Below are 14,287 nucleotides of genomic sequence, written 5' to 3' on the forward strand. Positions count from 1 at the left end.
ACTGATTAGTGCTATTATTCTTGGTCTAATTTAGTGTCTAAAAGGATAAATGAAAAATTATACTCCCCTATATTAGACAAAATGAGGAAAAAAAATCCCCAAGAAGTACATCTTGGGGAAACTCGAAAACAATTTAATTAAGATTATTTAGCAACACATCCTATTCCTCCTTCCCAAATAGGAACAGAATTACATAGCGCATTTGTAGCACCCGATCCAACGCATCCTAATGATAGTGCTCCAGTGCCTGTAAGATTACCTCCATTAACTGATTTTTTCTCTAATCTACTTATCGTTTGTTTTTTAAGCCCTAAACTCTTTAATGATTTTTTCATGATATAAAATTTAAAAATACACCTACTCTATTCTAAGGTTTTCGGCTTCCCCTTATCAAAAATTGATCTGACTAAAGTAGGCTACAACTTAGAGGCTTAAAAATAAAAACTCCGCAGTTTGTTCAAACTGCGGAGCTAATTTTGGGTTACTTAAATTTGTGTTTATTATTAGGAAATTACTGCCTAATATTTAATAAGCTGTACTGTCATTACACTTAACATAAGAATCTTCAATATCTATGGTAGTAGGATGACTACTACCACCATGAACTTGAACCATCTCTGACATTGTAATTCTAGCTATAGTAAGCTTTTTCAGATTTATTTCGTTTGTTTTCTTGTTTTTCATGAGTTTAAAATTTGTGTTTTTGAGTATATACAAAATGTGCTATTAAGCATCATAATATTTAGATGTCGAAATATACTTTATATGTGTTTTCAATCATAATTAGTATACCTCAAATTGTCCAATTTGCGCTTCTTCTACTGCACAAAAAAATTCACGTATACTCGGTCGCTAATTTTTCTAAATTCTTGATATAATAGGATGGATTGATCCCAGTTTTAGCCCTAAAATGTTTTGTAAATGAATTATCACTCTTATAGCCTATTTCTGAAGCTATTGATTTAATCGAAAAAGATCTAAACTTTTTATCTTTCTTTAATCGCCTAAGCACATACTCAATTCTTAGGTCATTGATATACTCATTAAAGTTTTTCATTTTATACGTACTAATAATCTTAGATAAATAGGTTGCATTACTTTTTACCTTTTTTGCCATTCCTCTCAGATTACAATCTGATTTCAGGAAATATTCCTGCTCCTCTAATTTTTCTAATTTATGCAGTATATCATTAACTTTTTGATCATCGATATTTAATTCCTTTGTAAATATCTTGCCACTTTTTACTGTTTCTTTAGCTTCTAGCTGGTCTATTTTTTCAACTAATTGTACAAACGTATTTTTACTGTTTTGTTGCTTTTTAAAATAAATACCTACAATACTTACAAGAAGTAAACAAATAGTAATTAAAATACTATTCGTTACATAATTAGTTTTGTTTTCCTCTATCATTTCACTTTGCAAAACATCTATTTGCGACTCTAGTTGCAGAGTTTCTTTCTTGTAAATTTTATTTACTGTTTTGTCTTTATGTATTTGATAATATTTGTTGAGCCTTACATATTCGTCATTCCAGAATAACGCTTGTTTGTAATCTTTTTTTGCTCTATAACAATTGGCTAACAACAGATGCAATTGAATTACGGGTTCTTTGTTTTTATCACTTTCTTTTAAGGTATCAATACTTTTACGAGCATAAGTGATTGCTTGGTTATATTTTTGCTGTTGATAATAACAACTAGCCATAAAATAGTTGATATTAACTGTGGGGAAAAACTTGTTTTCAATATCTTCTGCTGCTAAAATCTTCTCAGATTTGATTAGATAATCGAGTGCTTTATTATAGTTTTTTTGATGATAGAAAACCATTCCCTTTTTTATATATAAATCAAGAAGTCCCGCTTTAAAATCAATAGATTTACTAATCTCAATTCCCTCATCAGCATACTGCAACACTTTGTCATACATCTCTTTAGCTAAATACACATCATTAATCGTTGTATATATACGCACATGATTTTCACTATTTACAAATGAAGTAAGATAGATATTCTGTATCATATGCTCAGATATCTCAAGCGCTTTGTCTAACTGATTCATTCGTGTAAGCACTATAATAAGACCGGACTTGGTTATCATTTCTCTATCAATATCACCAGTTGTAATCGCAATATCTATGGCTGCATAATATGCATCCAATGCTTGTTGATCATGACCTTCTCTCAAATACACATGTCCCTTTAAACTATATGCCTTGCCTAGCTGTTTTAATTCTTTTTTTGCTTTAGCTATTAATATGGCTTGGTCTAAAAATTTCAAACTTTTTAAATATGCTTCTTTGTCGTAGAAAAAGCGACCCATTTCGTAATATTTTTCGGCAATATGTATCTCTAGATTTTGATTATCCAAAAGTGCTTTTTCGTATACACCAATTTCTCCTGGATATGTTTTTTTTATTAATTCTATTAATTCTTCGGTGGTTTTGTTTTGCATGCTATCGGGAATTACCGTTGGTTGTTGTTGCCCGTATATTTTTGTTAGTAAAAAAACAGATGCGAATACATAAAGAAGTAAATGTCTAGCGATACATCTTTTAACAAAAGAAATCATTTGGATCGATATTGTGTGATGATCCAAATGTAACGATTACTTTCTTAAAACGATTTCAATAGATTGTATACGAATCTAAAACCCTTTTGTTAATTGCATTAAAATTATATCAAATAAAAACTCCCAAAAAACATGAGCTGTTCTCTGGGAGTTTCCTGTATTCCTATGAAATATACTGTTATTTAATGTTTTACCATCTAAAGGAATTCCTTCTCCTTGGGCGACAGCGTAACAATGATGAGCGAGACGAAGCGTTAAAGTTAGCCCGCCTGACCTAACGGGCAGGGATGAGGGGTTTTGACAATAAAACCCCTCACCTTAATCCTCTCCCAGAGGGAGAGGAAACATAAAATTCGTAATTACACCTAATTAGATTTTACTTATACTTTTTCTTATATCGAACTACCTTATAGATTACTTCGTAACCTCATCTGTATTTTTAGTGACACAATCAATAACAGTATGACAAAACATAGAGTTAGCTACTGAACCACCATGGACCTTAGTTAGGTTTAGATTACTAATAATCTGCTTTTTAAGTTCTAAACTTTTTAATGATTTTTTCATGATATTAATATTATTTTAAAAACACCTACTCTTATTTACTAGCTTTTCGGTTTCCGCTCAATATAATTTTATACTCAGGTCTAAACTATGGTGAGTTAGAGGGTATTAAAAATAAAGTATGGTCAGATTTATAAAATTGACGATGTTGACTCGCTGAGAATTTGTTTGTATTCTAATACATTTTAAGTATGGTATAATAAATAAAAACAAAAAACCCTGAAGCTTTATGAGTTTCAGGGAAAATGAAAATTAATGTAATGCTTGATAACAATATCCACCTAAGCAATTACCATTACAAAGAGCTAAACAATAGCCTCCTAGATAATCTATACCAGCCTTGATCGATTGCTGTTCTGTTCTCTTTAGTTCAGACACTCCTTCTAAATTTAAAATATTCTTAAGCATAATTATACGTTTTAATTACCTACTCTTTACAAAGGTTTTCGGTGTACCCTTAATAAAATTTATATACTAACTAATTAGGTTTTGTTATTTACATAGTACCCCCTAAAAGAAAGTAAAACAAAAGAGGCTGTCTAAAAAGCGATGTTTTTGGTTACTTTTTAAACAACCTCATTTTTTGAATTAATGTAGCATTTGATAACACGTTCCATTTGGGGAACAAGTCCCAGAGCAACTCGCAACACATGCATGAAATGCAGCACCTGGGCAGCTTGAACAGTGTCCTGCTATAACAGATTGTTGTTCTTTTTTATTTAGTTCAGATACTCCTTCTAAATTTAAAATGTTCTTAAGCATAATTGTATGTTTTAATTACCTACTCTGTCTTAAGGTTTTCGGTTTCCCCTTATCAAAATCAATTGTCGACACTAGCTTGATTTTGATACTAAACTAGATTGAAAAAAAGAGGATAAAAAACAAAACAACCCTGTTTTGGATGAAACAGGGTCATAAAAAAACCCTACAAAATATGCAGGGTTTTTTTAAATAATTTTAATCTGTATTTAATCATGGATTTGCAAGACAAGGTTCATCATTTGTATGTCTCGGACCTGTATGCATGCTACTACCTCCTTTAATTTTGCGCATAGCATCCGTATTGATCCTAGCAATCGTTAGCCTTTTTAGACTGATTTTGTTTTGTTGTTGTTTCATAAACAAGATGATTTAGTTAGTGTTTCTTACTCTTTTTTGGATTTTCAGAATCCCCCATATTAATATTCTTATTGAAATATATTTTTTCTGGAGCACTAATCACAATACATCTACCCTTTATTAGACAAAAACGGGTTGTTTTTTTATGCTCTTTTAGGAATAACATCTTCTCGTTGCAACTTTTCTATATTCTTAATATAATATGATGGGTTTAACCCTGTTTTTGCTTTAAAACGTTTTGCAAAAGCATCATCACTTTTATACCCTACTTCTGCAGCAATTGACTTCACAGAAAAAGCTCTGAATTTTTTATCATTTTTTAATCGTTGCAATGCGTACTCAATTCTTAAATCCGTGATATACTCATTAAAATTCTTTCCTTTATGTGCATGAATAATCTTAGTAAGATAGGTGGTATTGGTCTTTACTTTTTTCGCCATCAACCCCAAGCCACATTCAGATTTTAAAAAATATTCCTGATCTTCCAGCTTATCCAAACCTTTTAATACTGCTGTAACCTTATCATCATCAATTACAATTGTTGCACTACTATTTTTCGTAGCTTTTTTACTTTTTTCTACCTCTAAATGATTGATTTTTTCAAGTAATTCCGAGAACATTATTTTGTTGGATTGCTGCTTTTTATAATATCTAAATCCTATTAGTAGTAGTACCAAAGAAATCGCAATAGAACTGATCAATAGATACGTTGCGATGCTTTCTTTACTTTTTAATTCTCTTATTTCTTTCTCATGCTTTTCAATTTCTTTCTCATAAATTATATCTACTGTTTTGTCTTTATCCTCCTGATAGCTACTATTTAAGTTTATATAACTACGCTCCCAATAATGTCCTTGTTCAAAATCTTTCTTTTTAAAATAACAATTAGCTAATAACAGATGTGATTGGATTACCGGCCGTATACTTACATCTTCTTCCTCTATAAAATCCATAGTCTTGCACAGATAATAAATTGCCATATCATAGTTTTGTTGTTCATAATAACAACCCGCCATATAGTAATTGACTTTTACTGTTGGAAAAAACTCATTACCAATATCATAATGCTCCAAAATATTTTTGGCTTTTTTTAAATTATCAAAAGCCTGATCAAACTCTTTTTTATAGTAATAGACAATCCCTTTTTTAATATATAAATCTACAAGGCCTTCTTTTAAATCAATAGATTTGCTCATGTCAATACCTTTATCCGCATAGTATAATACGGAATCGTATTGTCCTTTATCTAAGTATACTTCATTGATATTAGTAAATATGGCTACATGACTCCTGCCATTTTTAAAAGAAGTTTTATCAATAGCTTGTAACATTTCTTTAGAAATTTCTAAAGCTTTATCCAATTTATTCATTTTCTGCAATACGAGTATTCGACCAGAATTTGCAATAATTATGTTTTCCAGGTTTTCTTGCTGTTGCGCAATTTGTAGCGCATTATAATAGTAATCATATGATTTCTGATGTTTTCCCTGTCGTAAAAAACTTGACCCTATTATTATATGTGCTCGAAATATTAGTTTATCATCCGATAGTTCGTCTTCAATATCAAAAAGTTTATTAGCATATTTGATACTTCTTTTAAAATCTTCTTTTCTGAAAAAAAATTGTCCTAATTGGATATATATTTTTCCAATAACCGTGTCTTTTTTATGAAAACCTTCCAACATTTCTTCATAAACTTCTATTTCTGTAACATCAGAAGACTTAATCAAGTCTACCAGCTCGTTTGGCGTTTTAGTTTTTAGACTATCAGGTATACTAAAGTTGGTATCCTGTGCATTCGTAGCAACAGGTATTGCTGTAAATAGTACTAAGAAAAGGAAATATATCTGTGTTTTAAAAAAAGCCATTACAATGTATGTGGAGTGTGAATCCCAAATGTAATGATTCTTTTTAATCTGTTTTTTTAGTTGAAAGTATAGGCTGAAAAATGCTATCTAAAATTAATAGTACAACTTTGTGATTGTCCAAACCATTTTACTCGGTTACGAGAAGCTAATCTATAAATCCCATCACGCAACATTCTAGGTATAAATGCTAATAGTGCTCCAACACGTTTCCACTTAGGGATTTTGGAAATAATCTTTAAAAAACCATCAGAATGTGTATGTGATCCATTTTCATCAATAAGAATTACTGTATCTAAACGCTCCGTTGGATATCCGTGTTGTTTAAGTAATTCTTGTCCTCTTGGGGATTGAAAAGGAATAAATTGGAAAATATCTTCTGGAGCAAATTGAATTAACCAACCTACAACACCATTACATAGATTACACTCACCATCGAATATAATAACACTTTTATCTAAAGAAGTTTCCATTTTATTGATTTTTAAGTTTTTACACGATTATAGTCGTATAGAACCGTCAATCATTTCAATAGTACGATGAGAATTATGATAAATTTTTGGATTATGGGTTGCGATAACTACAGTTTTGTTTTTACGTTCCGTAATTTCTTTCAATAAATCAAATATTACTCCTGAATTTTTTTGATCTAAATTTCCTGTAGGTTCATCCGCTATTATTACAGAAGGATCATTAATCAAAGCTCTGGCAATAGCTACCCGCTGTTGCTGTCCTCCTGAAAGTTGATATGATGGTCGTTTTGCAAAATCTTTCATACCTACTTCATTCAACAGAGACAACGCATCTTTTTTCATCTCTTCTTTACTCTTTTGAGCTAACTTCATTGCAGGGAGCATTACATTTTGTAACACATTAAATTCTGGAAGCAAATAATGAAATTGGTATACAAACCCAATGTACTTGTTTCTAAAATCTGTCAGAGCAGAAGATGTGAGTTTTTTAATGTCTTGATTTTTTATACTCAAATTTCCTTCAAAACCTGTATCCAACGTTGATAGAATATACAGTAGTGTGGATTTTCCACTTCCGGATTCTCCATATACAGAAACCAGCTCTCCTTCAGAAATGGATAAAGAAATATCTTTTAATACCTGATGTTTTTCTGGTTCCAAAAAATACTTGTCTATATGTTGTGCTTCTATAATCATATTCCTCTAATAATGGTTACAGGATCTACCTTGCTTGCTTTCTTAGAAGGAAAGTACCCCGCAAAAATGGTTGTCACGACTCCAAAAGAAAAACCTAAAACATAATATGACATCTTAAAATTAATTGGATAGGTATCTACAATAATAAAATCCGATGTATCCAAGGGCGTAGTAGAAATTAGATAGCTAATTACATATCCTAGAACGCTTCCTAAAATAGCTCCTAACACACCAATAATTATAGATTGAACCAGAAAAATGAAAACAATATCATTACTAGAATATCCTATGGTTTTCAGAACGGCAATATCTTTCCTCTTCTGAATAACAGTAATATTCAAAATATTATAAATCCCAAATCCAGCAACTAAAAGCAATGCAAATGACACTGACCAAGTAAGGATATCCCGAACTTTATTACCTATGACAATTGTCTTGTTACTATCTTTCCAATCTTCTGTGGTAACGTTATCGATATTCTCAATTAGATAGCTCTTTAGACGAACGTCATCTCTGTCCTTTAGTTTTATATGGATATTAGAAATACTATTTTGGCCTAATAGATGCTGCAAGGTAGTTGCAGAAACATAGGTTCTTACATTATCAATCGTAGTAATTCCAAAACTAAATATGCCAGAAACTGTTAACGTTGTATTCTTCCCGTTTGGAAGTATCATTTTAATTTGATCCCCTACAGAAACTTGTAATCGTTTGGCAAGACTAATTCCTAAGAGAATAGTATTCTCCGTTGACAAGCTCTGGAAACCTTCTCCTTCTATTAATCGTCTTTCCAGGTCTACCATATTGCGTTCCTGATCAGGAAAAACACCATTAATGCTACCAGGAAATTGTTTAGCATCACTAATCAAAATTGCTGGTGAAATGATTTGATGTGCAAAAGATTGAACATTTGTATTTTCTTTCAAAAGATCATCGATCCTTTTACTATGTTCGATAGCATTAACTCCAATATTAAATCCTTTCTTTTCATGCTGTTTTCTTGTAGTAGCACTTACAATAATATCAGGACTTCCATTAAAAACAGCATCATCCAGAAAATCGTTCACACCTGTCATAAAGTTGATCATGACAATAAACGTAGTCACACCAAGCAATACTCCTATTGTAGCTAAAAAACTTTGTTTCTTACGTGCGGATAAATACTGTAATGCAATAAATATGTTCGTTTTAGTAAAAACTTGCTTGGACATAGCTCATAGGTCGAGAAAGCAACTTAGAGATTACAGAGATCAATTAATAATGTAATATTGAAGTAATTTGAAAAACCTATAAAAACTAGTTTTATTTAAGCTTTTTGTTCCTTTTTTTGGATTCCAGCCTACGCTGGAATGACAGAAGCAGAAAGTATAATAGCTAAGGTTTGTAATTCCGACGTAGGTCGGAGTCCATATAATCAACTTTTTTAAATGGGATTGTTCTGAAAAGTTTATTTTCTTTTTTTACTACGTTTGGCAAGTGGATTAAAATCTAAACATAACTGTATCCAATATTCCAGATCTTCATCCAGGTCAAATCCATCCGCCGTGACAAAAACATATCCCTTCATAGGTCTCCCCGTAAAGTCCATAGGATGACAACCCTCTCTATCTATTGCTTTTTCATATGCTAATTCTCCTATACGAGCCATCAACAGGTCAGTTTCCTTTTTTTTGTCATAATGAATACCACAACACATTTTATCATCTACCATAAAACAAAGACCACCCATCATTTTTTTGGCATAGAAATTTGCTCTTTTCTCATGAAGAATCTGATGAATTCGATCTGCTATGTATTCGCTATATGCCATTATTGAATTGCTTTAGTTAAATACTCATTTACAGGATGCATCACTTTCCAATAATTCATAAGTTCTTCAATAAGAGACTCGCTAGTAATAAGAGATGGAGCTTCTTCTCCAACAAAATAAAATTGTTTATTAGCAATCAAAGGCTCCTTCTTATAGGCTTCTTTCCATTCTTTAGGAATCCGTTTTAAAGCTCTGCCTTTGATCTCCCCAAATTTTTGAACAAAATCACTATCCTCTATTAATTTTCTAAACGCTGCGGGATCCCGATCAATTTTAGTTCTTACATTATGTAATTGTTCCTTCGAAATACCAAAACATCCTCCCATAACACCTACCATCTCCGGAGAAAAACGTAAAAACATTCCTGGAACACTCTTGTCCTTTCGACCACCTCTGGATACAAATGCTGTATAATGTAAATTATATGGCGATTTTTCTTTAGAAAAACGAATGTCTTTATTAATACGAAGTATACAATCCTTAGGCTCAATCTCTAGTTTAGGGTCATATTTTTGTATTTCCTGAATCATTTTGCCAATAAAAACCTCAAAAGGTTTCTTAACGCTTGCTTCATATCTCTTTTTATTAGCGTGAAACCATTCTTTATGATTGTTCTTTGATAGTTCTTCAAAAAAGTCGATAAAATCGTCAGTAAAATATTGCATACCCTAAATTATTAATATTTAAATATAATCAAACTGTCAGTTAGAGTGAAATCAAAACTTATGCGCTTTGGTTTATGTATTAGAATTCCAAAATTGCTATCTTTTGGTCTCACTCTAGATGACAACTAACAAAATATTAAGCCATAGAATGAAATGCTACTCTATTTCCTTCTGTATCCAGAAAAATCGCCATAAAACCATTTTCTCCAATAGAAGTTTTCGGCATTAAAATTTTCCCACCTGCTTTCTCTACACGAGCTAATGGGACAGACAGATCATCTCCTCCATTAAGATATGCAAACGTTCCTTCTTTAGAAGGAGTATTACCATTTCCGTGTGTTACACAACCACCTACTCCTCCATCTTTATAAGGGAAAAAGGCCATTTTAAACTCCATTTCCATAGGCTGTAGTTCTGCATCCAAAAGTTCATTGTAAAACTTTACTGCTCTTTCAAAATTGGTGCTTGGTATTTCAAACCAGCTAATTGCATTTGACATAATAATATATTGTATTGATTAAGAATAACTCAAAGGTATAGGATAGAAATCAGTAAGAAAAACATTATTTTTGAAAAAACATAGGTTTCTAAAATGAAAAAAAACGAAGAATTATTCTTTCTAATCAAATCATTAACCAAAAGCGAAAAGCGTTATTTCCGACTCAGTTCTAAAGGAGGAGAAGACTCAGAATACCTATTGCTTTTTGATACCATAGAAGCTCAAAAAAAATACGATGAAATATTAATCAAAGAAACTTTTTCGGACAGGTCTTTTACAAATCAATTGACCACTATAAAAAACTACTTAAAACAACGTATTTTACAATCGTTAAGAAATTATCATTCTAGAATCTCCATACAAGCAGAATTGACAGACATTATTCGCAATGTAGAAATACTATTCCATAAAGGTTTATATACTATTTGTAATAGCGAACTGAATCGGGCAGAAAAAAAGGCCCTAAATTTTCAGCAAGATGTATTATTATTCCAGATAAAAGACTGGAAAAGAAAAGTACATCAAGCATTACATCCGCAAGATTTCGAAACGTTAAAAAACATCATCACAGAACAGAAAAGCTCATTAAATTCTACCAATAACTATATCACTCTTTTACTAGCTAACATAGACCCTATAAACTCTTCATTATCTCATAAAAAAACGCATCATCTTCAGAATAGAACCCTCAAAACATTACATTTATACAGAAAACAGCTCGCTGCGAAAAATTATGAAAAAGCAAAACAAACCATCGAAAAATTACTAAAAGAATGGGAACAAAACCCAGAATTACTTAAAGAATATTTTACTACTTATTTTTCAGTCTATAATAGCTATCTTGGATATCTTGTATATGAAAAATCATACAAAGAAGCTTTTGTTAGAATCCTAGTATTAAAACAAAAAGCAAAAGAGATTACTTCCTCATCTGCTTCATTGATAAAAGAAACATTACGTCTTTACAATATTGAACTTGAAATTCATAGACACCTAAAAGACCTTCATAATACACAAAAGGTTATTGAGAATATTCAGGACTTCATCCTAAAAAACAAGACGGTAATCCCAGAGAACTACTGGCTCTCTTTTCGTTTCCAGTTTGCTAATATTTATTTTCAAAAAAAGGATTATAAAAAAGCTTTACATTGGATTAATGACATCTTAAATCATCAAACAAAAAAAGACAGAAAAGACTTAATCACATACACCTATTGGCTTAACCTTTTGACTCACTATGAGCTTGAAAATGATTTCACATTGAGATACCTGATTAATGCTATCAAAAAACATATAAAAAAGCAAAAAAACATAGATTCCTATGAAAAGATACTATTAAAATTTCTAGCTAAAACAGTCGAATATCCAGAAAAAGAAAAGAAAAATGCTTTTCGACAACTATCTATTCAGTTACAAGAATACCCTATTCCTAAATTTATTTTGGGTTATGTAGATTTTGACGAATGGATCGGTCGTAAATATTAAATCTTATGATTATCCCTTTCTACAAGCAAGGAAAAGAAACGATTCTTATATGTATTCCCAATGGATAGTTGTTTGTCCAAAACCTCTACGTAATCGTTCCCATATGCTTTAATTTTATCAATTGCCAAAATATAAGATTTATGAATACGTATGAACTGGTTTTCTGGGAGTAGTTTTTCTAAATCTACTAGTTTATGATAGACTACCAAATGCTTATTTTCCAGATGAATTCTCACATAATTACTAAGCCCTTCAATATATAAGATCTCATCATAATCCACTCTAATATTTTTTCGATCTACTTTAAAATATTCATACGTTTTGGGTGCAGTTTTAAGTTCCGCATCGTCTGTATTTTTATCGGTGTGTACTTTATTTACTGCTTTTAAAAACCTTTCGAAAGAAAAAGGTTTTAATAAATAATCTATTACATTTAATTCATATCCCTCTAAAGCAAACTCTCTATATGCCGTAGTAATAATAGTGGCAGGTGGATTTGGTAAAGTCTTTAGAAAACTTAACCCTGTTATTTTAGGCATTTCGATATCAAGAAATAAAACATCAATCGTATGATCTTGAAGTACTTTTAATGCCTCCATCGCATTATCACAGATGCCAAACACTTCAAGAAACGGAGTGTCTTCCACGAAGCCCCTTACAATATTCTGAGCAATAGGCTCATCATCGACTATCAGACATTTAAGATTCATCCTGAACCAATTTAATCGTTAAGTTAACCATAAAAGCGCTATCCGTTTTATTAATGGACAACTCTTTATTCGCTCCATAAATCAATTCCAAACGACGAGAGACATTCTGAAGCCCAAGCCCTCCTCCATTATGCTGCTTTTCTAATTTAGAAATACTATTGTTAATTTCAAAAGATACTATATTACCTACAACTTTGATATGGATTTTTATCCATCCTTTTTTTATTTCATTCTTTAACCCATGCTTGAATGAATTTTCTATAAAAGGCACAAGAATTAATGGTGGAATTTTAACTCCCTCCACATTGCCTTCGACTTTATAGTCTATGTCAACTCGTTTTTCATAACGTTCTTTTTCTAAGGCGATTATATTTTCTATCAACATTAACTCCTTACTTAATGCTACCTTTTCTGTATTAGATTCGTATAATGTATAACTAAGAATATCTGAAAGTTTTAAAATAAGTCCTGGTGTCTTAGTTGAGTTTTCTAATGCGAGTCCATAAATACTATTCAATGTGTTAAACAAAAAATGAGGGTTGGTCTGAGACTTTAAAAATTTTAATTCCGCATTCGCCTTTTCTTGTTTTAAAACCTCGGTCTCATTACGTTGTTTAAACCAATCACTGTATAATTTGAAACCTGTTGTAAATGCAACAGTAGTAGCTATAAGCATAACACATTGTACTAATCTGAAAAAATTTAAAGGATTAAGAGGTTTTCCATCGATCCATTGCGGAAAAAACATGGGATATCCCCAATATAACACAAAATATCGATGTACGATTGCGGTAATTATGAATAATAAAATGAGTAAAAAAAGATAGAACCCAAAGTTATTTTTATATAAAAATCTAGGAATCAAAACAAACCAATTTACATATACTGCAATTATTCTAGTAGGCAAATACAATAGTTCAAAAACTACAGCATCTTTAATTGATTGTCCATGGCCCCATTCTGAAATAGCAAACAATATTATAATTGCTAACCAAAATAATATGTGATATGAAATACGTTTTAAATTCAAGTTTTTAAATTAAGGTGATATACAAAATTAATCTTTCAGCATCAGTCGCATTAGTTTTTATGCGAACTAAAGCAGTATTTATGTGAAATTAATATTTAATGGTTGACATAAATACAATTAGAATATACAGAATAGGGATTACTACTCATATAAAAACCTGAAAACTTATGCTTTATCTAATTACTTTTATAAAAATTCATCTTTCATCAATCAAAAAACAATAGTTAATTAAGATAAAAACGTCATGAACAGAAAACAATTTTTAAGATCAAGTATAATAACAACAGGTGTTCTGGCAGTAGCACCATATATTGGATATAGTAATCCACAAGATGAGCCTCAATTGAACAAAAAAATAGTTCAGGAATTTGTTGGTGCAGGTCATGGTAAATTTGACAAAGTAAAAGAACTTTTAGAAGAATATCCCACACTAATTAACGCAGCACATGATTGGAAATATGGTGATTTCGAAACTGCCTTAGGAGCAGCCAGCCATGTTGGTCATAAGGAATTAGCTACATATTTAATTAACAAAGGTGCTCAAGCCAATATATTTACCGCCGCTCTTTTTGGAAAAATGACTATTATCACCTCCATGTTGGAATATTTTCCGAATACACTTCATGCAAAAGGTCCTCATGGATTCACACTCTTACATCATGCACAGCGAGGTGGAGACGATGCTAAAGAAGTAGCAGAATATCTTGTTTCATTAGGAGCCAAAGAAACCAAAATCAAGCTGTATTAAAAACAATGATAGCAAATGGAAAATAATATCCGACCTAGCATTCAAAACCTTAAT

General features: G+C 31.2%; 17 protein-coding genes. 2 read left to right on the top strand and 15 right to left on the bottom strand.

The features are described from left to right. Positions 1-143: 143 nt before the first annotated feature. The 13 genes from Q0975_RS04045 to Q0975_RS04105 form a co-directional block, all read right to left on the bottom strand. Complete coding sequence (locus Q0975_RS04045; RefSeq protein WP_299433440.1) at positions 144-335, bottom strand: hypothetical protein; 192 nt, start codon at positions 333-335, stop codon at positions 144-146. A gap of 190 nt (positions 336-525) precedes the next feature. Then, the gene (locus Q0975_RS04050; protein WP_299433443.1) at positions 526-684 is read right to left on the bottom strand and encodes a hypothetical protein; all 159 of its coding nucleotides are present in this window, start codon (positions 682-684) and stop codon (positions 526-528) included. A gap of 151 nt (positions 685-835) precedes the next feature. Then, positions 836-2,569 (bottom strand): tetratricopeptide repeat protein, encoded by a 1,734-nt coding sequence (locus tag Q0975_RS04055; protein WP_299433446.1) that lies wholly within the window; start codon positions 2,567-2,569, stop codon positions 836-838. Between the two features lie 816 nt (positions 2,570-3,385). Then, positions 3,386-3,541, bottom strand: coding sequence for a hypothetical protein (locus tag Q0975_RS04060; RefSeq protein ID WP_299433449.1), 156 nt, complete (start codon positions 3,539-3,541; stop codon positions 3,386-3,388). A 180-nt stretch (positions 3,542-3,721) separates the two neighbouring features. Then, the gene (locus tag Q0975_RS04065) at positions 3,722-3,895 is read right to left on the bottom strand and encodes a hypothetical protein (protein ID WP_299433452.1); all 174 of its coding nucleotides are present in this window, start codon (positions 3,893-3,895) and stop codon (positions 3,722-3,724) included. A gap of 210 nt (positions 3,896-4,105) precedes the next feature. After that, on the bottom strand, positions 4,106-4,252 hold the full coding sequence (locus Q0975_RS04070) for a class I lanthipeptide (protein ID WP_299433455.1): 147 nt from the start codon (positions 4,250-4,252) through the stop codon (positions 4,106-4,108). A 143-nt stretch (positions 4,253-4,395) separates the two neighbouring features. After that, the gene (locus Q0975_RS04075; RefSeq protein WP_299433458.1) at positions 4,396-6,120 is read right to left on the bottom strand and encodes a helix-turn-helix domain-containing protein; all 1,725 of its coding nucleotides are present in this window, start codon (positions 6,118-6,120) and stop codon (positions 4,396-4,398) included. An 83-nt stretch (positions 6,121-6,203) separates the two neighbouring features. Next, the gene (locus Q0975_RS04080) at positions 6,204-6,590 is read right to left on the bottom strand and encodes a DCC1-like thiol-disulfide oxidoreductase family protein (RefSeq protein ID WP_299433461.1); all 387 of its coding nucleotides are present in this window, start codon (positions 6,588-6,590) and stop codon (positions 6,204-6,206) included. A gap of 27 nt (positions 6,591-6,617) precedes the next feature. Beyond that, a complete protein-coding gene (locus Q0975_RS04085; protein ID WP_299433464.1) occupies positions 6,618-7,286 on the bottom strand; it encodes an ABC transporter ATP-binding protein in 669 nt (222 codons plus the stop codon). Beyond that, entirely contained in the window at positions 7,283-8,497 is a 1,215-nt protein-coding gene (locus Q0975_RS04090) for an FtsX-like permease family protein (RefSeq protein WP_299433467.1), read from the bottom strand. The genes Q0975_RS04085 and Q0975_RS04090 overlap by 4 nt, the downstream gene beginning before the upstream one ends. A gap of 236 nt (positions 8,498-8,733) precedes the next feature. Beyond that, entirely contained in the window at positions 8,734-9,096 is a 363-nt protein-coding gene (locus Q0975_RS04095; RefSeq protein WP_299433470.1) for a TfoX/Sxy family protein, read from the bottom strand. After that, positions 9,096-9,761, bottom strand: coding sequence for a DUF2461 domain-containing protein (locus tag Q0975_RS04100; RefSeq protein ID WP_299433472.1), 666 nt, complete (start codon positions 9,759-9,761; stop codon positions 9,096-9,098). Before Q0975_RS04100 ends, Q0975_RS04095 begins: the two co-directional genes overlap by 1 nt. Before the next feature lie 136 nt (positions 9,762-9,897). After that, positions 9,898-10,260 carry a VOC family protein gene (locus Q0975_RS04105; protein ID WP_299433475.1) on the bottom strand — a complete coding sequence of 121 codons (363 nt, stop codon included), beginning with the start codon at positions 10,258-10,260 and terminating at the stop codon, positions 9,898-9,900. Between the two features lie 93 nt (positions 10,261-10,353). On the opposite strand from Q0975_RS04105, the gene Q0975_RS04110 reads away from it, so the two are divergent. Continuing rightward, positions 10,354-11,745 (top strand): hypothetical protein, encoded by a 1,392-nt coding sequence (locus tag Q0975_RS04110; protein WP_299433478.1) that lies wholly within the window; start codon positions 10,354-10,356, stop codon positions 11,743-11,745. On the opposite strand, the gene Q0975_RS04115 is transcribed toward Q0975_RS04110, so the two are convergent. Continuing rightward, complete coding sequence (locus Q0975_RS04115) at positions 11,742-12,455, bottom strand: LytTR family DNA-binding domain-containing protein (RefSeq protein WP_299433481.1); 714 nt, start codon at positions 12,453-12,455, stop codon at positions 11,742-11,744. The genes Q0975_RS04110 and Q0975_RS04115 overlap by 4 nt on opposite strands. Further along, positions 12,445-13,485 (bottom strand): histidine kinase, encoded by a 1,041-nt coding sequence (locus Q0975_RS04120; protein WP_299433484.1) that lies wholly within the window; start codon positions 13,483-13,485, stop codon positions 12,445-12,447. The genes Q0975_RS04115 and Q0975_RS04120 overlap by 11 nt, the downstream gene beginning before the upstream one ends. A 244-nt stretch (positions 13,486-13,729) precedes the next feature. Here Q0975_RS04120 and Q0975_RS04125 point away from each other — a divergent pair, with 244 nt between their 5' ends. Beyond that, on the top strand, positions 13,730-14,233 hold the full coding sequence (locus Q0975_RS04125) for an ankyrin repeat domain-containing protein (RefSeq protein WP_299433487.1): 504 nt from the start codon (positions 13,730-13,732) through the stop codon (positions 14,231-14,233). Positions 14,234-14,287: the final 54 nt, after the last annotated feature.

The organism is uncultured Aquimarina sp., assembly GCF_947500065.1.
Lineage (GTDB): Bacteria > Bacteroidota > Bacteroidia > Flavobacteriales > Flavobacteriaceae > Aquimarina.